Origin of the sequence: Streptomyces griseochromogenes, assembly GCF_001542625.1 — a bacterium.
Lineage (GTDB): Bacteria > Actinomycetota > Actinomycetes > Streptomycetales > Streptomycetaceae > Streptomyces > Streptomyces griseochromogenes.
Genome location: NZ_CP016279.1, coordinates 1617434 through 1636829, shown reverse-complemented (window position 1 = coordinate 1636829; position 19396 = coordinate 1617434). Strand labels below are relative to the sequence as shown.

General features: G+C 71.2%; 20 protein-coding genes. 13 read left to right on the top strand and 7 right to left on the bottom strand.

Going from position 1 to position 19396, the window contains the following annotated elements:
• Nucleotides 1–90: 90 nt before the first annotated feature.
• A complete protein-coding gene (locus AVL59_RS07670) occupies nucleotides 91–384 on the bottom strand; it encodes an MTH1187 family thiamine-binding protein (protein WP_067300716.1) in 294 nt (97 codons plus the stop codon).
• The gene (locus tag AVL59_RS07665; protein WP_067300714.1) at nucleotides 381–725 is read right to left on the bottom strand and encodes a DUF3817 domain-containing protein; all 345 of its coding nucleotides are present in this window, start codon (nucleotides 723–725) and stop codon (nucleotides 381–383) included. The genes AVL59_RS07670 and AVL59_RS07665 overlap by 4 nt, the downstream gene beginning before the upstream one ends.
• Before the next feature lie 193 nt (nucleotides 726–918).
• Between AVL59_RS07665 and AVL59_RS07660 the strand changes: the two genes are divergently transcribed.
• The 4 genes from AVL59_RS07660 to AVL59_RS07645 all read left to right on the top strand — a co-directional run bounded on the left by AVL59_RS07660 (nucleotide 919) and on the right by AVL59_RS07645 (nucleotide 3575).
• The gene (locus AVL59_RS07660; RefSeq protein WP_067317001.1) at nucleotides 919–1551 is read left to right on the top strand and encodes an AIM24 family protein; all 633 of its coding nucleotides are present in this window, start codon (nucleotides 919–921) and stop codon (nucleotides 1549–1551) included.
• Between the two features lies 1 nt (nucleotide 1552).
• A complete protein-coding gene (locus tag AVL59_RS07655; RefSeq protein WP_067300711.1) occupies nucleotides 1553–2203 on the top strand; it encodes an AIM24 family protein in 651 nt (216 codons plus the stop codon).
• On the top strand, nucleotides 2200–3006 hold the full coding sequence (locus tag AVL59_RS07650) for an AIM24 family protein (RefSeq protein ID WP_067300708.1): 807 nt from the start codon (nucleotides 2200–2202) through the stop codon (nucleotides 3004–3006). The genes AVL59_RS07655 and AVL59_RS07650 overlap by 4 nt, the downstream gene beginning before the upstream one ends.
• 92 nt (nucleotides 3007–3098) lie before the next feature.
• The gene (locus AVL59_RS07645; protein WP_067300707.1) at nucleotides 3099–3575 is read left to right on the top strand and encodes a MarR family winged helix-turn-helix transcriptional regulator; all 477 of its coding nucleotides are present in this window, start codon (nucleotides 3099–3101) and stop codon (nucleotides 3573–3575) included.
• Between the two features lie 117 nt (nucleotides 3576–3692).
• On the opposite strand, the gene AVL59_RS07640 is transcribed toward AVL59_RS07645, so the two are convergent.
• The 3 genes from AVL59_RS07640 to AVL59_RS07630 form a co-directional block, all read right to left on the bottom strand.
• The gene (locus tag AVL59_RS07640; RefSeq protein WP_067300704.1) at nucleotides 3693–4904 is read right to left on the bottom strand and encodes an MFS transporter; all 1212 of its coding nucleotides are present in this window, start codon (nucleotides 4902–4904) and stop codon (nucleotides 3693–3695) included.
• A 181-nt stretch (nucleotides 4905–5085) separates the two neighbouring features.
• The gene (gene meaB, locus AVL59_RS07635) at nucleotides 5086–6042 is read right to left on the bottom strand and encodes a methylmalonyl Co-A mutase-associated GTPase MeaB (protein WP_067300701.1); all 957 of its coding nucleotides are present in this window, start codon (nucleotides 6040–6042) and stop codon (nucleotides 5086–5088) included.
• Between the two features lie 54 nt (nucleotides 6043–6096).
• Nucleotides 6097–7305 (bottom strand): acetyl-CoA C-acetyltransferase, encoded by a 1209-nt coding sequence (locus AVL59_RS07630; protein ID WP_067300698.1) that lies wholly within the window; start codon nucleotides 7303–7305, stop codon nucleotides 6097–6099.
• Between the two features lie 148 nt (nucleotides 7306–7453).
• Between AVL59_RS07630 and mce the strand changes: the two genes are divergently transcribed.
• The 8 genes from mce to AVL59_RS07595 all read left to right on the top strand — a co-directional run bounded on the left by mce (nucleotide 7454) and on the right by AVL59_RS07595 (nucleotide 17211).
• The gene (gene mce / locus AVL59_RS07625; protein ID WP_067300695.1) at nucleotides 7454–7894 is read left to right on the top strand and encodes a methylmalonyl-CoA epimerase; all 441 of its coding nucleotides are present in this window, start codon (nucleotides 7454–7456) and stop codon (nucleotides 7892–7894) included.
• 211 nt (nucleotides 7895–8105) lie between these two features.
• Nucleotides 8106–11921, top strand: coding sequence for a polarized growth protein Scy (gene scy, locus AVL59_RS07620; protein WP_067300692.1), 3816 nt, complete (start codon nucleotides 8106–8108; stop codon nucleotides 11919–11921).
• Between the two features lie 182 nt (nucleotides 11922–12103).
• Nucleotides 12104–13039, top strand: a complete 936-nt coding sequence (locus tag AVL59_RS07615; RefSeq protein ID WP_067300691.1) for a coiled-coil domain-containing protein — start codon at nucleotides 12104–12106, stop codon at nucleotides 13037–13039.
• Nucleotides 13040–13087: 48 nt separating this feature from the next.
• The gene (locus AVL59_RS52020) at nucleotides 13088–13237 is read left to right on the top strand and encodes a hypothetical protein (RefSeq protein WP_159399873.1); all 150 of its coding nucleotides are present in this window, start codon (nucleotides 13088–13090) and stop codon (nucleotides 13235–13237) included.
• Nucleotides 13234–14187, top strand: a complete 954-nt coding sequence (locus AVL59_RS07610) for an ABC transporter ATP-binding protein (protein ID WP_067300688.1) — start codon at nucleotides 13234–13236, stop codon at nucleotides 14185–14187. The genes AVL59_RS52020 and AVL59_RS07610 overlap by 4 nt, the downstream gene beginning before the upstream one ends.
• 3 nt (nucleotides 14188–14190) lie before the next feature.
• Complete coding sequence (locus AVL59_RS07605; protein WP_067300685.1) at nucleotides 14191–14964, top strand: ABC transporter permease; 774 nt, start codon at nucleotides 14191–14193, stop codon at nucleotides 14962–14964.
• Between the two features lie 130 nt (nucleotides 14965–15094).
• Nucleotides 15095–16336, top strand: a complete 1242-nt coding sequence (locus AVL59_RS07600; protein ID WP_067300682.1) for an ABC transporter ATP-binding protein — start codon at nucleotides 15095–15097, stop codon at nucleotides 16334–16336.
• The gene (locus AVL59_RS07595; RefSeq protein WP_067300679.1) at nucleotides 16333–17211 is read left to right on the top strand and encodes an ABC transporter permease subunit; all 879 of its coding nucleotides are present in this window, start codon (nucleotides 16333–16335) and stop codon (nucleotides 17209–17211) included. The genes AVL59_RS07600 and AVL59_RS07595 overlap by 4 nt, the downstream gene beginning before the upstream one ends.
• Nucleotide 17212: 1 nt before the next feature.
• Here AVL59_RS07595 and AVL59_RS07590 read toward each other — a convergent pair whose 3' ends face one another.
• Nucleotides 17213–17545, bottom strand: coding sequence for an ATP/GTP-binding protein (locus AVL59_RS07590; protein WP_067300676.1), 333 nt, complete (start codon nucleotides 17543–17545; stop codon nucleotides 17213–17215).
• Nucleotides 17546–17767: 222 nt separating this feature from the next.
• Here AVL59_RS07590 and AVL59_RS07585 point away from each other — a divergent pair, with 222 nt between their 5' ends.
• Nucleotides 17768–18796, top strand: a complete 1029-nt coding sequence (locus tag AVL59_RS07585) for an LLM class flavin-dependent oxidoreductase (RefSeq protein ID WP_067300673.1) — start codon at nucleotides 17768–17770, stop codon at nucleotides 18794–18796.
• 117 nt (nucleotides 18797–18913) lie between these two features.
• Here AVL59_RS07585 and AVL59_RS07580 read toward each other — a convergent pair whose 3' ends face one another.
• Nucleotides 18914–19306, bottom strand: coding sequence for an SCO5389 family protein (locus tag AVL59_RS07580; RefSeq protein ID WP_067300670.1), 393 nt, complete (start codon nucleotides 19304–19306; stop codon nucleotides 18914–18916).
• Nucleotides 19307–19396: the final 90 nt, after the last annotated feature.

Below are 19396 nucleotides of genomic sequence, written 5' to 3'. Positions count from 1 at the left end.
TACACCCCTTTGAGCGATCGCTCAAAGAAAGGGCTTGAGAAAACCCCGGCCCTCATGGGGCCGGGGTTCACGGGCGGTTGACGGCCGGCGCTACCGCGCCAGGTGCCGCTCGACCGTCTCGACCTTGGAGGTGAGCCCGTCGCTCACGCCGGGCCGGATGTCGGCCTTGAGGACGAGGGACACGCGCGGCGCGCGCTCCTCGACGGCGGCGACGGCCCGCCTGACGACGTCCATGACCTCGTCCCACTCCCCCTCGACGGAGGTGAACATGGCGTCGGTGCGGTTGGGCAGGCCCGACTCACGGACCACCCGGACGGCGTCGGCGACGTACTCCCCCACGTCCTCGCCGACACCCAGGGGCGTCACGGAGAAGGCGACGATCACGCGTTCACGACCCCTTCCTTGCGGGCGCGGGCGGCGATGACGGCGTCCTCGGCCTCGCGGCGCAGCTTGCGCTCGGCGAAGAAGCCGCCGGTGGGCAGCACAGAGAGGACGAAGTAGAGGGCCGCCGTGCCGAAGCCCCACTTCGTGCGGTTCCAGGCGTCCGCCCAGAAGATGACGTACAGGACGAACAGCACACCGTGGATCGCGCCCATCACGGGCGCCGCATTGAAGTCCGTGGTCCGCTTCAGGACCGAGCACACGAGCAGGATGAGGAAGGACACGGCCTCGGGCGCCGAGACCAGGCGGAGGCGGCGGAGGGCGGATGCGGTCTTGATGTCCACGGGTCACCTTCGGTGGGAGAGTCGCTGAGGGCGGGTCGCTTCGCCGATCGGCTTCGTGATCCGCTTTGTGAACGGAAGCACAAGCGTTCGCCCATTGTGGCAAACGACATCCCTAGGGGTGCGCTCAGGGTCGCTCTCCACCCGGGGGCTCTGTTCCGCCCACCCGTCCCGCCGTTACTTTCGCTGCGTGGCGATGTTCCGACTCCAAGGGAGCAAGGTGCTCGCCGTCGACATGACCGGGGACGCCGTGAAGGCGAAGAACGGCTCGATGGTCGCGTACGACGGGCAGATGGCCTTCAAGAAGCTGACAGGCGGCGGCGAGGGGCTGCGCGGGATGGTGACCCGGCGGCTCACCGGCGAACAGATGACGGTGATGGAGGTGAGAGGACGGGGGACCTGCTGGTTCGCGGACCGCGCCTCGGAGATCAATCTCGTCCAGCTCCAGGGGGACAAGCTCTACGTGGAGTCGAGCAATCTCCTCGTGACCGACGCGGGACTGAGAACGGGCACGACGTTCACCGGGCTGCGCGGCGCCTCGCAGGGCAACGGACTGTTCACCACGACCGTCGAAGGACACGGGCAGGCGGCCATCATGTCGGACGGCCCGGCCGTGGTGCTCCGGGTCAGTCCGCAGTATCCGCTGACCGTCGACCCGGGCGCGTACATCGCCCATCAGGGGAACGTACGGCAGTCCTTCCAGTCCGGTGTGACGTTCCGCACGTTCTTCGGGGAGGGCGGCGGCGAGGCCTTCCAGATCCGTTTCGAGGGCGACGGACTGGTCTATGTGCAGCCGAGCGAGCGGAACACGATCGCGGGGGATCTGTGAGATGAGCTTCCGGGAGATCAACTCCAAGATGGTCGAGGCGACCGTGCTGCCCGGGCAGCGGCTGTTCAGCCAGCGCGGGGCGATGCTCGCCTACAAGGGGGACGTGTCCTTCACGCCCAACATCCAGGGCGGCCAGGGCGGCCTGATGTCCATGATCGGGCGGCGGGCGGCCGGCGAGGCGACTCCGCTGATGACCGTCGAGGGCAGCGGCACCGTCTTCTTCGGGCACGGCGGCCACCACGTACACGTCATCGGCCTCACCGGGGACACCCTGTACGTGGAGGCCGACCGGCTGCTCGCCTTCGAGGGCACCCTCCAGCAGGGCACGATGTTCATGGGGTCGCAGGGCGGGGTCATGGGCCTGGTGCGGGGGCAGGTCACCGGGCAGGGGCTGTTCACCACCACCCTGAAGGGCCACGGGTCCGTGGCCGTGATGGCGCACGGCGGCGTCTTCGAGATCCCGATCACCCCCCAGCGCCCGGTCCATGTGGACCCGCAGGCGTACGTCGCCCACCACGGCGAGGTCCGCAACAAGCTGTCCACCGCGCTCGGCTGGCGCGACATGGTGGGCCGAGGCTCCGGCGAGGCGTTCCAGCTGGAGCTCAGCGGCAGCGGCACGGTGTACGTCCAGGCCTCGGAGGAGAAGCTGTGAGCGCGTACGGAACCCCCGGCGGCCCGGTGGTGTTCGACCCGATGACGCTGCCCGCCGACGACAACGTGAACAAGTACACGTTCTGTGTCGAGCTCAAGAGCGGGGAGTGGTTCCTGCAGAAGGGGAAGATGATCGCCTACTACGGGGCGATCGAGTTCAACGGCATCGGGCACGGGCGACTCGACCGACTTGTCCGCACCTCGTTTCATTCGCCACTGCACGCGAGCGACTGGGTCGTGGCGGCCGGCTCGGGGAAGATGTTGCTGGCCGACCGGGCCTTCGACGTCAACTCCTACGACCTGGACGACGGGAACTTGACCATTCGCGCGGGCAACCTGCTCGCTTTTCAGCCAAGTCTCGCGCTCAAACAATCGATCGTGCCGGGTTTTCTGACCCTTATCGGAACCGGAAAGTTTGTGGCCGCATCTAACGGCCCGGTGGTGTTCATGGAACCTCCCATCCGGGTGGACCCTCAGGCACTGGTCGGGTGGGCCGACTGCCCGTCCCCCTGCCATCACTACGACCACGGGTACCTGACGGGTGTCCTGGGCGGTCTACGTGCGATGACAGGCCTCGGAGGGGTCTCCGGCGAGGAGCATCAGTTCGAGTTCGTGGGCGCCGGGACGGTCCTGCTGCAGTCCAGCGAGACCCTCATGGCCGAACCGGAAACGGGGGCGGTTCCGGCCGAGCCGGGGGTGCCCGGCGGTGGCTCAGCGGTACCGGGTGGACACGGTCCGCAATCGTCGGGCACACCGCGCCTTCCCGGACAGCTGGGGGACCTCCAGCGTCGCTTCGGGCTGTGAGCGGTAGTCTGCGGAGTGTGACGTCGAACGCGTGCGCACTGTCACACCACCCGAAGTAGTTCGTCATTCAACTTCTTAGGTAGACTTCATTCATGGAGACCGAGACGGCCACGCGCTGGCTGACCGATGCGGAGCAGTGCGCCTGGCGCACCCACCTGGAGGTCAACAGGCTGTTGACGTACCAGCTCGAAAAGGATCTGCAGCCGTTCGGCCTGACGATGAACGACTACGAGATCCTCGTAAATCTGTCCGAGTCGGACGACGTCCGGATGCGGATGAGCGATCTGGCCTCGGCGACCCTGCAGTCCAAGAGCCGGCTCTCGCACCAGATCACACGCATGGAGAACGCGAACCTGGTGCGCCGGGAGAACTGCGAGTCGGACCGGCGGGGGCTGTACGCGGTGCTGACCGAGCATGGGCTGGACACGATGAAGAAGGTCGCGCCGCACCATGTGGCGTCGGTGCGGCGCCACTTCATCGATCTGTTGTCGCCGGAGGCGATGACCGAGCTGGACAAGGCTCTGAAGCCGATCGCTGATCATCTGAGGGGGCAGCGGGGACGTCCCTGAGGCCTGCCGGGAGCCTCACGAGTTGCGGCTGGGCGGGGGTGGGGGCGCTTGCCCGCGCCGGCGGGGTGCCTCCCCCACTCACTGCCCGCCCGTGCCGCCCGGGGGTCCTCAGGCCCTTCAGGCACTGAGGCGGCCACGCCCGCTCGCGGCCGCTGCGGCCGCGGCTACCAGCGCGGTACCTCCCGCCAGGGCGAAGCACACCCCCAGCGGCAGCCCGCCGATCAGCAGACCCGTGGCCAGGGCGCCGGCCGAGTCGCCCGCGTTCACCGCTGCGTTCACCCAGGCGCCGGCCTGGGTGCGGGAGTCTTCCGGGGCCGTCTCGTCGGCCAGCAGGTACGCCGTCGTCAGGGTCGGGGCGATGAACGCCCCCGCGCAGGCCATGGCCACCGTCAGGGTCCACAGGCCAGGGGCCAGGCCCGCCGCGGCGATCACCAGGCCGAGGCCCGCCGCGAAGGCGGCCAGCCGTGTGCGGGCGGGCCGGCGCCAGTCGATGGCCCCGCCCACGAGGCCGCCCAGCGCGCTGCCCGCCGACAGCGCCCCGAGGATCCACGGCACCAGAGCCGTGTCCTGGGACTCGGCGGCGAAGGCCATCACCAGCAGGTCGATGCCGCCGAGGGCCAGACCGACGCCCGCGGCGCCGGCGACCGGTGCCGGCAGGCCACGGAAGCCGCCCCGCTTCTCCCTTCGGGGCCTGGGGCGCGGGCCGGTCATCACCGGAGAGGTGACGAAGGCGGCCGTGCCGGAGACGATCAGCAGCGCGCTGAGCACGATGCCGAAGGCCGGCGGCGCGACGCCCACGAGCACGCCGACCAGGACCGGGCCGGAGACGAAGAGCAGTTCCTCGGCGACGCCGTCCAGACTGTAGGCGCGCTGCAACAGGCGCCGGTCGGCGATCAGTTCGGACCACACGGCACGCATGGTGGGGCCCACCGGGGGCGCGCAGGCGCCCGCGAGGGCCGCGGCCGTGCCGATGGCCGCCACCGGGGCCCCGGGTCGCCAGGTCAGGGCGGCCAGGGCACACAGCAGGGTGCCGTAGAGCGCCGCCATCGGAAGCAGGGCGCGGCGCGGACCGTACCGGTCGACGACGGACGCCCGCAGCGGCATCAGGAAGACCGTCGTGGCGCCGAACAGGGACATCACGGCACCGGACACGGCGTAGGACCCGGTGGCCCGGGTGACGGACAGCATCACCGCGAGCGAGACCGTCCCGTAGGACAGGCGCGCCGTCAGCGCGGCGGTGAAGGTGCGGCGCGCGTGCGGCACGCGCAGGACGGCGGCGTACGAGGGCCGCACGGACAGGGCAGGGCGCGACGAAGTGGACGCGGACATGCGTGAATTCCTCATCGGGAGGCGGGAAGAGGGGACACCGGAGCGCCGCGCCGGCCGACGGGCGTGCGTCGGTCGCGGGCGCGGGCGCGGGTGTGCGCTCTACGCCATGGAGAGGAACATGCGGATCAAGCTAGCAGCGGGCGGCCCGGCCTGACCACGGCATTTTCCGACAGGGCCGGGATCAGCCCTCGGTCAGCCCCGCCACCAGCTCGTCCGCGGCCCGGTAGGGGTCCAGTTCGCCCGCCACGATGCGTTCGGCGAGCGCGCCCAGGTGGCGGTCGCCGTGCAGGTCGCCGATGCGTTCACGCAGGGCCGTGACCGCGATGGTCTCCACCTCGCGGGCCGCGCGGGCCAGGCGGCGCTCGGCGAGGACGCCGTGCTCCTCCATCCAGGCACGGTGCTTCTCCAGGGCCTCGACGACCTCGTCGACACCCTCGGCGCGGGCCGCGACCGTCTTGACGATGGGCGGGCGCCAGTCGCCGGGGCCTCGGGCCTCGCCCAGGCCCAGCATGTGGTTCAGCTCGCGGGCGGTGGCGTCGGCTCCGTCCCGGTCCGCCTTGTTGACGACGTACACGTCGCCGATCTCCAGGATGCCGGCCTTCGCCGCCTGGATGCCGTCGCCCATGCCCGGGGCCAGCAGGACCACCGACGTGTCGGCCTGGGAGGCGATCTCCACCTCCGACTGGCCGACACCGACGGTCTCCACCAGGACCACGTCGCAGCCCGCCGCGTCCAGGACGCGGATCGCCTGGGGCGCGGCCCAGGCCAGGCCGCCGAGGTGGCCGCGCGTGGCCATGGAGCGGATGTAGACGCCGGGGTCGGAGGAGTGCTCCGACATACGGACCCGGTCGCCGAGCAGGGCGCCGCCGGAGAACGGCGACGACGGGTCGACGGCCAGGACGCCGACCCGCTTGCCCTGCTTGCGGTAGGCCGTGACGAGGGCGGAGGTGGAGGTGGACTTGCCGACACCGGGCGAGCCGGTCAGGCCGACCACGTAGGCGTTGCCGGTCAGCGGGGCCAGCGTCGCCATGACCTCCCTGAGCTGCGGGGACGCCCCCTCCACCAGGGAGATCAGCCGGGCGACGGCCCGCGGCCGGCCTTCCCTCGCCTGGGCCACCAGAGAGGAGACGTCCTGCATCAAACAGCTCCGTTCACTTCACCGACGTACAGAGAACTCAGGCGTACGCAGAGCTCAGGCCTTGGGTACCCGCACGATGAGTGCGTCACCCTGGCCGCCGCCACCGCACAGCGCGGCCGCGCCGACACCGCCGCCCCGGCGCTTGAGCTCCAGCGCCAAGTGGAGCACGAGACGGGCGCCGGACATACCGATCGGGTGACCCAGGGCGATCGCGCCCCCGTTGACGTTCACCTTTTCCGTGGAAACGCCCAGGTCCTTCATTGACTGCACGGCGACCGCGGCGAAGGCCTCGTTGATCTCGATCAGGTCGAGGTCGGCGACCTCGAGGCCCTCCTTGCCGAGGGCGTGCTGGATCGCGTTGGACGGCTGCGACTGCAGGGAGTTGTCCGGGCCGGCCACGTTGCCGTGCGCGCCGATCTCGGCGAGCCAGGTGAGGCCCAGCTCCTCGGCCTTGGCCTTGCTCATCACGACCACGGCCGCCGCACCGTCCGAGATCTGCGAGGCGGAGCCGGCGGTGATCGTGCCGTCCTCGGCGAAGGCCGGGCGCAGCTTGCCCAGCGACTCCGCGGTGGTGTCGCCGCGCACGCCCTCGTCCTTGCTGAAGACGACGGGCTCGCCCTTGCGCTGCGGGATCTCGATCGGGGTGATCTCGGCCTCGAAGATGCCGTTCTTCTGCGCGGCGGCGGCACGCTGGTGGGACAGGGCGGCGATCTCGTCCTGCTCGGGGCGCCGGATGCCGAGGCGGGTGTTGTGCTTCTCCGTGGACTCGCCCATGGCGATGCCCTCGAAGGCGTCGGTCAGGCCGTCGTGGGCCATCGCGTCGAGCATCTCGACGGCGCCGTACTTGTAGCCCTCGCGGGACTTCGGCAGCAGGTGGGGGGCGTTGGTCATGGACTCCTGGCCGCCCGCGACCACGATGTCGAACTCGCCGGCGCGGATCAGCTGGTCGGCCAGCGCGATCGCGTCCAGACCGGACAGACACACCTTGTTGACGGTGAGCGCCGGGACGCTCATCGGGATGCCGGCCTTGACCGCGGCCTGGCGGGCCGGGATCTGCCCCGCCCCGGCCTGCAGCACCTGGCCCATGATCACGTACTGCACCTGGTCGCCGCCGATCCCCGCACGGTCGAGGGCGGCCTTGATCGCGAAGCCGCCGAGGTCGGCTCCGGAGAAGGACTTCAGCGATCCCAGAAGTCGTCCCATGGGCGTGCGCGCGCCCGCGACGATCACCGAGCTGGTCGAACCGGAAGTTCCAGAAGACATGAGCTGCGATCCCCTTACCGGCCTGCACAGCCGAGGAGTGAACGAGGGTTTACTTCGAATGTACTGACCGGTACTGCACGCGTCATCGGCCCTTCGGTGTGATCGCGCGCACGTTGCGTAACCACCCCGGGAGCGCTGCACTGAATCCATGCTGACGCGAATCGACCACATCGGGATCGCCTGCCGCGACCTGGACGCGACGATCGAGTTCTACCGGGCCACGTACGGCTTCGAGGTGTTCCACACCGAGGTCAACGAGGAGCAGGGCGTGCGCGAGGCCATGCTCAAGATCAACGAGACGTCCGACGGCGGCGCCTCCTACCTCCAGCTGCTGGAGCCGACCCGGGAGGACTCCGCGGTCGGCAAGTGGCTGGCGAAGAACGGGGAGGGCGTCCACCACATCGCCTTCGGTACGGCGGACGTCGACGGGGTCGCCGCGGACATCCGCGAGAAGGGCGTACGCGTTCTGTACGAGGAGCCGAGGATCGGTTCCATGGGGTCGCGGATCACCTTCCTGCACCCCAAGGATTGCCACGGTGTCCTGACAGAACTGGTCACTTCGGCCCCGGTTGAGTCGCCCGAGCACTGACCCCCGTACATAAGGGCCGGTAGGGTTGGGGGCGGTCGCCCTCGCAAGGCCGGGTGGCCGCATGCCGGGGTCCGGGTTTCGGGGGACGAGCGTCGGGGCAGCAGCCCGTGCTCCGCCGTTGATCTGACACCATTCCCCGGGGGCCCCGTTCGGCGGATGGACGGAGCTCGTTTGGAGAAGCTTGCGACCAGGGGACGGATGGGACCGCGCAGTGCGGGGCTACGAGAGCCAGGAGCGAGAGCCGGCGGCTGACGTCGACCACCTCTCTCGGTTCGAGGCCGAGATGAAACGGCTGAAGACCGAGCGGGAAAAGGCGATCCAGCACGCCGAGGACCTCGGCTACCAGGTCGAGGTGCTGCGCGCCAAGCTGCACGAGGCGCGCCGCACCCTGATGACCAGGCCCGCCTACGACGGCGGTGACATCGGCTATCAGGCCGAACAGTTGCTGCGTAATGCCCAGATCCAGGCCGACCAGCTGCGCCAGGACGCCGAGCGGGAGCTGAGCCAGGCCCGCGCGCAGACCCAGCGCATCCTGCAGGAGCACGCCGAACAGGCGGCCCGGCTCCAGGCCGAACTGCACCAGGAGGCGGTCACCCGCCGCCAGCAGCTGGACCAGGAGCTGGCCGAGCGCCGGCAGACCGTCGAGTCGCACGTCAACGAGAACGTGGCGTGGGCCGAGCAGCTGCGCGCCCGCACGGAGTCCCAGGCACGCAGGCTGCTGGACGAGTCCCGCGCCGAGTCCGAGCAGGCGATGGCCACCGCCCGCGCGGAGGCCGAGCGGCTGACCCGGGAGGCCCGGGAGCGGCTGCAGAGCGACGCCGAGACGGCCCGCACCGAGGCCGACCAGATCCTGCGCCGCGCCCGCACGGACGCCGAGCGGCTGCTGAACGCCGCCTCCACCCAGGCCCAGGAGGCCACCGACCACGCCGAGCAGCTGCGCAGCAGCACCGTCACGGAGTCGGACGCCGCCCGCCGCCAGGCCGCCGAGCTGAGCCGGGCCGCCGAGGAGCGCATGGCGCAGGCCGAGGAGGCGCTGCGCAAGGCGCAGTCCGAGGCCGAGAAGCTGGTCACCGAGGCCGAGCAGGCCGCCACCAAGGCGCTGTCGAGCGCCGAGGCCGCCAACGAGACCCGTACCCGCACCGCCAAGGAGCAGGTCGCCCGGCTGGTCGAAGAGGCCACCAAGGAGGCCGAGAACACCAAGTCCGAGGCCGAGCAGCTGGTCGCCGACGCGCGCGCCGAGGCCGAGAAGATCGTCGCGGAGGCCTCCGAGAAGGCCCGCACGGTCACCGCCGAGGAGAGCGCGACCCAGCTCTCCAAGGCCGCCAAGACCGCCGAGGACGTCCTGAACAAGGCGTCCGAGGAAGCCAAGAACACCACCAAGGCCGCCGCCGAGGAGGCCGAACGGATCCGCACGGAGGCCGAGGCCGAGGCGGACCGGCTGCGCGCCGAGGCGCACGACATCGCCGAGCAGCTCAAGGGCGCGGCGAAGGACGACACCAAGGAGTACCGCGCCAAGACGGTCGAGCTGCAGGAGGAGGCCCGTCGGCTGCGCGGCGAGGCCGAGCAGCTGCGCGCCGACGCGGTCGCCGAGGGCGAGTCGATCCGCGCCGAGGCCCGCCGCGAGGCGGTGGCGCAGATCGAGGAGGCGGCCAAGTCCGCCGAGGAGCTGCTGGCCAAGGCCAAGGCGGACGCCGACGAGCTGCGCAAGACCGCGACGACGGACAGCGAGAAGGTCCGCACCGAGGCCATCGAGCGGGCCACCACCCTGCGCCGGCAGGCCGAGGAGACCCTGGAGCGCACCCGCAAGGAGGCCGAGCGGCACCGCGCCGAGGCCACCGAGCAGGCCGAGGCGGTCAAGGCGGACGCCGAGACGGCCGCGCGCGAGCTGCGCGAGGAGACCGAGCGGGCCGTCGAGGCGCGCCGCACCGAGGCGGCCGAGGACCTGTCCCGGCTGCAGTCCGAGACCCAGGAGCGGCTGGCGGCGGCCGAGCAGGCGCTCGCCGACGCCCGCGAGGAGGCGTCCCGGATCCGCCGGGAGGCCGCCGAGGAGAGCGAGCGCCAGCGCGCCGAGGCCGCCGACCGGATCCGTACGCTCCAGCAGCAGGCCGAGGACGAGGCCGAACGGCTGCGTACGGAGGCCGCGTCGGACGCGTCCGCCTCGCGGGCCGAGGGCGAGGCCCTCGCCGTACGGCTGCGTTCGGAGGCCGCCGCCGAGGCCGAGCGGCTCAAGGCGGAGGCCCAGGACACCGCCGACCGGGTCCGCGCCGAGGCGCAGGCCGCCGCCGAGCGGCTCGGCGCCGAGGCGTCCGAGACGCTGGCCGCCGCCCAGGAGGAGGCGGCCCGGCGCCGCCGCGAGGCCGAGGAACTCCTCGGTGCCGCTCGCGCCGAGGCCGACCAGGAGCGCGAGCGGGCCCGCGAGCAGAGCGAGGAGCTGCTGGCCTCGGCGCGCAAGCGGGTGGAGGACGCGCAGGCCGAGGCGGTCCGGCTGGTCGAGGAGGCCGACCGGCGTGCCACCGAGATGGTGTCCGCCGCCGAGCAGCACGCCCAGCAGGTACGGGACTCGGTCGCCGGGCTGCACGAGCAGGCGCAGGAGGAGATCACCGGGCTGCGCTCGGCCGCCGAGCACGCGGCGGACCGTACCCGCAGGGAGGCCGAGGAGGAGGCGGACCGGGTCCGCACCGACGCCTACGCCGAGCGGGAGCGGGCGAGCGAGGACGCCTCGCGGACCCGGCGGGAGGCGAACGAGGAGGCCGAGGCCGCCAGGACGCTCGCCGAGCGCACGGTCGCCGAGGCGATCGCGGAGTCCGAGCGGCTGCGCTCGGACACGGCCGAGTACGCCCAGCGGGTGCGTACGGAGGCGTCGGACGCGCTGGCCGAGGCCGACCAGGCCGCGTCCCGCACCCGGGCGGACGCCCGCGAGGACGCCAATCGCATCCGTTCGGACGCGGCGACCCAGGCGGACACGCTCATCACCGAGGCCCGTACCGAGGCGGAGCGGCTGCAGACGGAGACCGTCGCCGAGGCCGACCGGGTCCGTGCCGAGGCACTGGCGGGCGCCGAGCGGCTGCGCGCCGAGGCCGCCGAGACGGTCGGCTCCGCCCAGCAGCACGCCGAGCGGCTGCGCGGCGAGGCCGAGCGGGTCAAGGCCGATGCGCAGGCGGAGGCCGAGCGGCTCGTCAACTCCGCGCGCGAGGAGACCGAGCGGACCCTGGACGAGGCCCGCAAGGACGCCAACAAGCGGCGTTCGGAAGCGGCCGAGCAGGTCGACACGCTGATCACGGAGACCACCGCCGAGGCGGACAAGCTGCTCACCGAGGCCCAGCAGCAGGCGCTGAAGACCACCGCGGACGCCGAGTCGCAGGCCGACACGATGGTGGGCGCGGCCCGCAGCGAGGCCGAGCGGATCGTCTCCGAGTCGACCGTCGAGGGCAACACTCTGGTGGAGAAGGCCCGTACGGACGCGGACGAGCTGCTGGTCGGCGCCCGCCGGGACGCGACCGCCATAAGGGAGCGCGCGGAGGAGCTGCGCGAGCGCATCACGACCGAGATCGAGGAGCTGCACGAGCGGGCCCGCCGCGAGGTCGCCGAGACGATGAAGTCCACCGGCGATCGCTGCGACGCGCTCATCGTGGCCGCCGAGGAGCAGCTGGCCAAGGCGGAGGCGAAGGCCAAGGAACTGGTGTCGGATGCCAACTCCGAGGCGGGCAAGGTCCGCATCGCCGCCGTCAAGAAGGCGGAGGGGCTGCTCAAGGAGGCCGAGCTGAAGAAGGCCAGCCTGGTCAGGGAGGCCGAGGAGCTGAAGGCCGAGGCGATCCGCGAGGCCCGGCGCACGGTCGAGGAGGGCAAGCGCGAACTGGAGATCCTGGTGCGCCGGCGCGAGGACATCAACGCCGAGATCTCCCGTGTCCAGGACGTCCTGGAAGCGTTGGAGTCCTTCGAGGCACCGTCGTCCGGCAAGGACGGCGGAGTCAAGGCGGGCGCCACGGTGGGCGCCCCCCGATCGGGTGGCAAGTCGCCAGAGGGCTAGCGGTCGAACCGGTTTCCGGTGTCTTCTGGGGGCTTTGCCCGACTCTTTGCAAGCTATCCAGCCGTCAGCCACTCAAAAGGGGTCTCATTCTCCAGATCAAACACGTATCCGCTCGATGACACACCGCTTCGGCCCCTAGGATTCCCCCTATCACCTCACCGGTCTCTTTCGACAGGAACCCCATGAGCGACACTTCCCCCTACGGCTTCGAGCTTGTGCGGCGTGGGTACGACCGCGCTCAGGTGGACGAACGGATCTCCAAGCTCGTCTCCGACCGTGACAGCGCTCTCGCCCGCATCACCGCTCTGGAAAAGCGCATCGAGGAGCTCCACCTCGAGACGCAGAACGCCCAGGCCCAGGTGACCGACGCCGAGCCGTCGTACGCCGGTCTCGGTGCGCGTGTCGAGAAGATCCTGCGCCTCGCCGAGGAAGAGGCCAAGGATCTGCGCGAGGAGGCCAGGCGCGCGGCCGAGCAGCACCGCGAGCTCGCCGAGTCGGCGGCCCAGCAGGTACGCAACGACGCAGAATCGTTCGCTGCGGAGCGCAAGGCCAAGGCCGAGGACGAGGGCGTCCGGATCGTCGAGAAGGCCAAGAGTGACGCCTCGCAGCTGCGTGCCGAGGCCCAGAAGGACGCGCAGTCCAAGCGCGAGGAGGCGGACGCCCTCTTCGAGGAGACCCGCGCCAAGGCCGCGCAGGCCGCCGCCGACTTCGAGACGAACCTGGCCAAGCGCCGCGAGCAGTCCGAGCGCGACCTGGCCTCGCGTCAGCAGAAGGCCGAGAAGCGCCTCGCCGAGATCGAGCACCGCGCCGAGCAGCTGCGCCTGGAGGCCGAGAAGCTGCGCACCGACGCCGAGCGCCGCGCCCGCCAGACGGTGGAGACGGCCCAGCGCCAGGCCGAGGACATCGTGGCCGACGCCAACGCCAAGGCCGACCGCATCCGCTCGGAATCCGAGCGCGAGCTCGCGGCCCTCACCAACCGTCGCGACAGCATCAACGCCCAGCTGACGAACGTCCGCGAGATGCTCGCCACGCTGACCGGTGCCGCGGTGGCCGCGGCCGGCTCCCCCGCCGAGGACGAGCCGATCTCCCGGGGCGTTCCGGCGCAGCAGACCCGGTAAACGGCTGCGGCACGGCAGTACGACCGAGGCCCGCATCCCTCTTCGGGGATGCGGGCCTTCGCCCACACCTTCCTGTGGACGATGGTCCTCACCCTGCTCGCCGTCTGCGTCACGCTGCCGCTTCCCCCGCGTCCCGGTGAGCGGGGCGCCCCGTCCGAGTGGCAGGTCACCGGCCGCCGTCTTAGCGTGACCGCATGATCGAGCTGGAGGGGCTGACCAAACGGTACGGCGAGAAGGTGGCGGTCGACGGCCTCACCTTCTCCGTGCGGCCCGGCATCGTGACCGGATTCCTCGGGCCCAACGGCGCCGGGAAGTCCACCACCATGCGGATGATCCTCGGGCTCGACCGGCCCACCGCCGGTGACGTCCGGATCGACGGCAGGCACTACGACCATCTGAAGGACCCGCTGAAGTACATCGGGGCGCTGCTGGACGCGAAGGCCGTGCACGGAGGGCGCAGCGCCTACAACCATCTGCTGTGCCTCGCGCAGAGCAACGGGATCCCGGAGCGGCGGGTCGCCGAGGTGCTGGACACCGTCGGGCTCAGCGCCGTGGCGCGGAAGAAGGCCAAGGGCTTCTCGTACGGCATGGGCCAGCGGCTCGGCATCGCGGGCGCGCTGCTCGGCGATCCACGGATCCTGATGTTCGACGAGCCGGTCAACGGCCTCGACCCCGAGGGCATCCACTGGATCCGGAACCTGATGAAATCGCTGGCCGCGCAGGGCCGGACGGTGTTCGTGTCGAGCCATCTGATGAGCGAGATGGCGCTGACCGCCGATCACCTGGTGGTCATCGGACAGGGACGGCTGCTGGCCGACACCTCCATGGCCGGATTCATCCGGAAGAACTCGCGCAGTTATGTACGGATCCGCTCCCCGCAGCGCGAGCGGCTCATGGATGTGCTGCACGAGGCCGGGATCACCGTCGTCGAGGCGGGCGGCGGCACGCTGGAGGTGGAGGGCGGCAAGGCGGAACGGATCGGGGAGCTGGCCGCGCGGTCCGGGATCGTGCTGCACGAGCTGAGCCCCCAGCAGGCCTCGCTGGAGGAGGCGTTCATGCAGCTGACGGCGGAGTCGGTGGAGTACCACGCGCACGCCGCACCCGCTCCCGCCCCGCAGGACTGGGGCGCCGGCTGGAAGGGGGCCTGAGCCATGGCGGCCGTACAGGTCATCCGGTCCGAGTGGACCAAGATCCGGTCCGTGGCGTCCACGGTCTGGACGCTGTCGCTGGCCGTGGTGGTCACCGTCGCCCTCGGAACGCTCATCTCCGCGCTGTCGAGGAGTCAGTACGACAGGATGCCCATCCGGGAGCGGCTCTCCTTCGACCCCACCGTCATCAGCTTCGCGGGCATGACGCTCGGCCAGCTCGCCATGATCGTGTTCGGGGTGCTGGTGGTGTCGAACGAGTACAGCACCGGCATGATCCGCGTCTCGCTGGCCGCCGTACCGCAGCGCGGCACCTTCCTGTTCAGCAAGATCGCCGTGGCCGGCGCGCTCGCGCTGGCCGTCGGCATGGTCACCAGCTTCGCGGCGTTCTTCCTCGGCCAGGCGATGCTCGGCTCCCTGGGCACCCGGATCAGCGACCCCGGGGTGCTGCGCGCGGTGATCGGCGGCGGGCTTTACATGACGCTCATCGCGATGTTCTCCATGGGCGTGGCCGCGATGCTGCGCTCGCCGATGCTGTCGCTCGGCATCCTGATGCCGTTCTTCTTCCTGATCTCCAGCATCCTCGGCAACGTGGACGCCACGAAGAAGATCGGCCGTTTCCTGCCCGACCAGGCCGGCAACCGGATCATGCAGGTGGTGCCCAGGATCGGTGACGACACCCCCTACGGCCCTTGGGGCGGGCTGGGGATCATGGCGCTGTGGGTGGTCGCCGCGATCGCGGGCGGTTACGTCCTGCTCAAGCGCCGGGACGCCCAGTGAGGGGCCGTCCACGCTGCGTATTGCTCTGGCTTTGCATTCTCTTGGGCGGAACCGTCAGCGCCCGGATATCCTCCTAACCCTTACGGGGGCGTGTGCCCCGCTGTCCTGAACCTTTCGATGGGTGCGGAGCATGATCGAGGCTGTAGGCCTGACGAAGCGCTACGGCGACAAGACCGCCGTGCACAACCTTTCCTTCCAGGTGCGGCCGGGAGCCGTGACCGGCTTCCTCGGGCCCAACGGCTCGGGCAAGTCGACGACCATGCGGATGATCCTCGGGCTGGACAACCCGACGTCCGGCACGGTCACCATCGGCGGCTACCCGTACCGCAAGCTGCCCAACGCCCCCCGCCAGGTCGGCGCGCTGCTCGACGCCAAGGCGGTGCACGGCGGCCGGGCCGCGCGCAATCACCTGCTCAGCCTCGCCCAGCTCTCGGGCATCCCGGCCCGCCGGGTGGACGAGGTGCTCGGGGTCGTCGGCCTCCAGGACGTGGCCAGAAAGCGCTCCAAGGGCTTCTCGCTCGGCATGGGCCAGCGCCTCGGCATCGCCGCCGCGCTGCTCGGCGACCCCCAGGTGCTGCTGTTCGACGAGCCGGTCAACGGCCTCGACCCCGAGGGCATCCTCTGGGTCCGCAACCTGATGAAGGCCCTCGCGGCCGAGGGCCGTACGGTCTTCGTCTCCTCGCACCTGATGAGCGAGATGGCGCTGACCGCCGACCACCTCATCGTGATCGGGCGCGGACAGCTGCTCGCCGACATGAGTGTGACCGACTTCATCTCGGCCAACTCCGCCGACTTCGCGCGCGTGCGCACGCCCGACACCGAGCCCCAGCTGCGCGAGAAGCTGTCCTCCGCGCTCACCGAGGCGGGCGGCCATGTGCTGCCGGAGCAGGACGGCGCGCTGCGGGTGACCGGGCTGCCGCTGCCCCGCATCAGCGACCTGGCGCACGAGGCGGACGTACGGCTGTGGGAGCTGTCGCCGCACCAGGCCTCGCTGGAGGAGGCGTACATGCGGATGACGCAGGGCGCCGTCGACTACCGCTCGACCATCGACCAGAAGGCGGGCCTCCAGCAGCCCCTGCCGCCGGGTGCCCAACCGCCCATGCCGGTCCCCGGCCAGGGCCAGCCGGGCTGGTACGCCCCGCCGCCGCCCCAGCAGGGCGGGCAGCCGTTCGCGATGCCGACGCCGCCCTCGGGCCCGTACGGCGGCGCTCCCGGGGGCGCGTACGGCGCTCCGGGCGCTCCCGGCGCGGGAGCCCCCAACCCGTACGCCGCGCCGCAGGCCCCGCAGGGGCAGCCCCCGGTGGCCGCTCCGGCGCAGCCGCCCGCCGCCCCTGCCCCCGCCGACCCGACCCAGCCCGAGGACGCCCGATGAGCACCCAGCAGCCCCCGATGCCGCAGGCACCCTCCCCGTCCGCGCCCGGCTGGCAGGCGGCGCCCGGCGGGATGCCTTCCGGCTACCACTCGCCGATCCCGATCGTGCGCACCCACCTCGGACACGCGCTGGCCTCCGAGTGGACCAAGATCAAGTCGGTGCGTTCGACGATGTGGACGCTCGGCGTGTTCATCCTGCTCGTGGTCGGCATCGGCATCATGGCCGGCGTGGCGGTGCGCGGCTCCGGCGACCTGTCCGGCCAGAATCCGCTGTCCCTCGGCTTCTTCGGCCTGCTGCTCGGCAACATGTGCATCATCACGCTCGGCGTGCTGACGACCGCCTCCGAGTACGGCACCGGCATGATCCGTACGACGATGACCGCGTGCCCGAGCCGCGGGCGGGTGCTGGCCGCCAAGGCGATCGTGTTCTTCGCCCTCGCCTTCGTGGTGACCCTGGCCTGTGCCTCCTTCGTGGCGATGGTCCAGACGTCCCTGCTGGAGGGCCAGGGCGCGCGCACCCCGACCACCGGGGAGTGGCTGAAGGGCACGGTCGGCGTCAGCTTCTACATCGCGCTGCTCGGGCTGCTCTCGCTGCTCGTCGGCTCGATCATCCGGCACTCGGCGGGCGCCATCACCATCATGATCGCCACGGTGCTCGCCCCGCTGGTGATCGCCATGTTCATGTTCGCCTCGTCGCTGGAGAGCGTGCGCCAGGCGCTCCTCGAGTACTCGATCCCGAACCAGCTCAGCGTGTTCTACGCCAACTCCCTCAGCGACTCCGGCCCGTCCGGCTGGGACCCGCTGTGGATCATGCTGGGCGTGACGGCCGCCGCGTTCGCGGGTGCCTACGCGCTGCTGCAGAGCCGGGACGTCTAGCTCAGTACTTCGGCGCGTTACGGGACCGCTGCACCCTCGTGGTGCGGCGGTCCTTCGCGTTCCAGCAGGCCTTGTGCCAGTGGCGTCGGTCGTCGACGCCCGCGCGCCCCGGCCAGGCCACCACGTGCGGGACACCGGAGGGGATCAGCTGGTCGCAGCCGGGGCAGCGGTAGGTCTTGCCCTCGGCGCTCGTCCCGGCGACATGGCGCACACTCCACTCCTCGCCCTGCCAGCTCTCCGTGGACTGCCAGCCGCCGTACCGGCCGGCCGGGTCGTCCTCGGCGCTGCGGCCGAACGATCCGGCTGCCTTCGGTCGGTTGCGACGCGGGGACACGGGACACCTCTCGGAGCTATACAGGAAGCACGGGCCGTATCCAGCGTACGCGGCACCCGCAGGGGTACGCGTAGCGCACCAACCCGTACAAGTCCCCTCTCGGGGCGGCCCATTCTGCAGACAATCCGCAAATCTCCCCGCCAGGCCGTGTCCTCGGCACGTGTCAGACGGTTATGCGGGTTGGGGGAGCTCCGGGTCGGAGCCAAGGAAGCAGGAAATGCGATGCGCGTAGGAAGTTTTGTGCTGGCGGCCCAGTTCCCGGGCCAGGGCCCCGGGGAAGCCCTGTACCGGGCGGTCCGTTCGGCAGAGGTCGCCGAGGAGTCCGGGCTGGACACGGTATGGCTGGCCGAGCACCACTTCGTGCCGTACGGCACATGTCCGTCCGCGGTCACCCTGGCCGCCTTACTGCTCGGCCGCACCCGGCGCATCCGCGTCGGCACGGCGGTCAGCGTACTGCCCACCGTGCACCCGGTGGCCCTCGGCGAACAGGCCGCACTGCTGCATGTGACGAGCGGCGGACGGTTCACGCTGGGCGTCGGACGCGGCGGGCCCTGGGTGGACCTGGAGGTGTTCGGCGCGGGCCTCGGCGCGTACGAGCACGGGTTCCCGGAATCACTCGATCTGCTGGTGCGCTGGCTGCGCGAACCGTCCGTGTCGGCCTCGGGTGAACGGTTCTCCTTCCGTGAGGTGCCCGTCGTGCCCCGCCCCTCGGAGGCGCTGACGGAGATGCCAGGTCCCGAGGTCGTGGTGGCCTGTACCTCTCCGGCCAGCGTCCGGCTGGCCGCCGAGCGCGGACTGCCGATGCTGCTGGGCATGCACGTCGGGGACGAGGAAAAGGCCGAGATGGTCGCCCTGTGGCGGCAGTTCGCGCGGGCCGCGGGCCACTCGCCCGAGGAGATCGCGGACGCGGCCCATGTCTCCGCCGGGGTCTGCCAGATCGCGGACCGGCGCACCGACGCGGCGGAGACGCTGCTGAAGGCGATGCCGGGCTGGCTGAGGCAGGGCCTCCAGGCCCATGTGACCGTGGACGGCCGCACGCGCGCGATGCGCGACCCTCTCGCCTACACCGAACTGCTCTGCGGCCTGCACCCGGTGGGCACACCGCGGCTGTGCGCCGACCGGCTCGCGGCCACGTCGGAGCGCACCGGCATCTCCCGCTTCGCCCTGCTCGTCGAGGGCTCGGGCGACCTCGCGGCGACGGAGGAGAACCTGCGGCGCCTGGGTGCCGAGGTGCTGCCCCAGCTGCGTTGACCGGTCGCCGACTCCCTTTCCTCATGCAGGGCTTGCCGCCCCAGTACTGAATGCACCTCCCGCGAGATGGAGCGGCAAGCAAGCGGCCCGCTGCCCGGGCAGCGTGGACGCCGCGCGTCAGCAGTCCCGGAGCTCCGGCGACTGGTTCAGCAGCTGGCCGCGCACCGAGGTGAAGCGGGCGAGCGTCTCGTCCACCGAGGCGTCCAGAGGGAACACCGCCACCCGGTGGCAGTTCTGGAAGGCCAGCCGCACCCCGAAGTGCCGCTGCAGCGCGCCGCGGATGGCGTCACTCGCGAGCGCACGCAGCAGCTGACCGCGTGCCTGCTCGTCCGGCGGGGGCGTCTGGTTGTCGGCGAAGGGTCCGCCGTCCACCTTCAGCTGGGCCACCAAAGAGCTGATCATCTCCCACGCGTAGGGCAGGGAGGTCCGGACGCAGTCGACGAATGCTGCTTCGTCGACCTCGCCTCGCTCGGCCTGTTCGAGTAGGGCCGGTGAGACGTCGAGCGACATGGGTTCTCCTCTCGCACCCCCGATGAGCAGGGGTTGCCGGACAGACGGGGGAGTTCGCGATATCGAACACGCTCAGTACACACATCGCGA

Coding starts and splice junctions, on each gene's coding strand:
- AVL59_RS07585 (WP_067300673.1), top strand. CDS start 17,768: ATGCGCGTAGGAAGTTTTGTGCTGGCGGCCCAGTTCCCGGGCCAGGGC.
- AVL59_RS07660 (WP_067317001.1), top strand. CDS start 919: ATGTTCCGACTCCAAGGGAGCAAGGTGCTCGCCGTCGACATGACCGGG.
- AVL59_RS07615 (WP_067300691.1), top strand. CDS start 12,104: ATGAGCGACACTTCCCCCTACGGCTTCGAGCTTGTGCGGCGTGGGTAC.
- AVL59_RS07610 (WP_067300688.1), top strand. CDS start 13,234: ATGATCGAGCTGGAGGGGCTGACCAAACGGTACGGCGAGAAGGTGGCG.
- AVL59_RS07580 (WP_067300670.1), bottom strand. CDS start 19,306: ATGTCGCTCGACGTCTCACCGGCCCTACTCGAACAGGCCGAGCGAGGC.
- AVL59_RS07605 (WP_067300685.1), top strand. CDS start 14,191: ATGGCGGCCGTACAGGTCATCCGGTCCGAGTGGACCAAGATCCGGTCC.
- AVL59_RS52020 (WP_159399873.1), top strand. CDS start 13,088: ATGCGGGCCTTCGCCCACACCTTCCTGTGGACGATGGTCCTCACCCTG.
- AVL59_RS07640 (WP_067300704.1), bottom strand. CDS start 4,904: ATGTCCGCGTCCACTTCGTCGCGCCCTGCCCTGTCCGTGCGGCCCTCG.
- AVL59_RS07595 (WP_067300679.1), top strand. CDS start 16,333: ATGAGCACCCAGCAGCCCCCGATGCCGCAGGCACCCTCCCCGTCCGCG.
- AVL59_RS07655 (WP_067300711.1), top strand. CDS start 1,553: ATGAGCTTCCGGGAGATCAACTCCAAGATGGTCGAGGCGACCGTGCTG.
- AVL59_RS07645 (WP_067300707.1), top strand. CDS start 3,099: ATGGAGACCGAGACGGCCACGCGCTGGCTGACCGATGCGGAGCAGTGC.
- mce (WP_067300695.1), top strand. CDS start 7,454: ATGCTGACGCGAATCGACCACATCGGGATCGCCTGCCGCGACCTGGAC.
- meaB (WP_067300701.1), bottom strand. CDS start 6,042: ATGCAGGACGTCTCCTCTCTGGTGGCCCAGGCGAGGGAAGGCCGGCCG.
- AVL59_RS07600 (WP_067300682.1), top strand. CDS start 15,095: ATGATCGAGGCTGTAGGCCTGACGAAGCGCTACGGCGACAAGACCGCC.
- AVL59_RS07630 (WP_067300698.1), bottom strand. CDS start 7,305: ATGTCTTCTGGAACTTCCGGTTCGACCAGCTCGGTGATCGTCGCGGGC.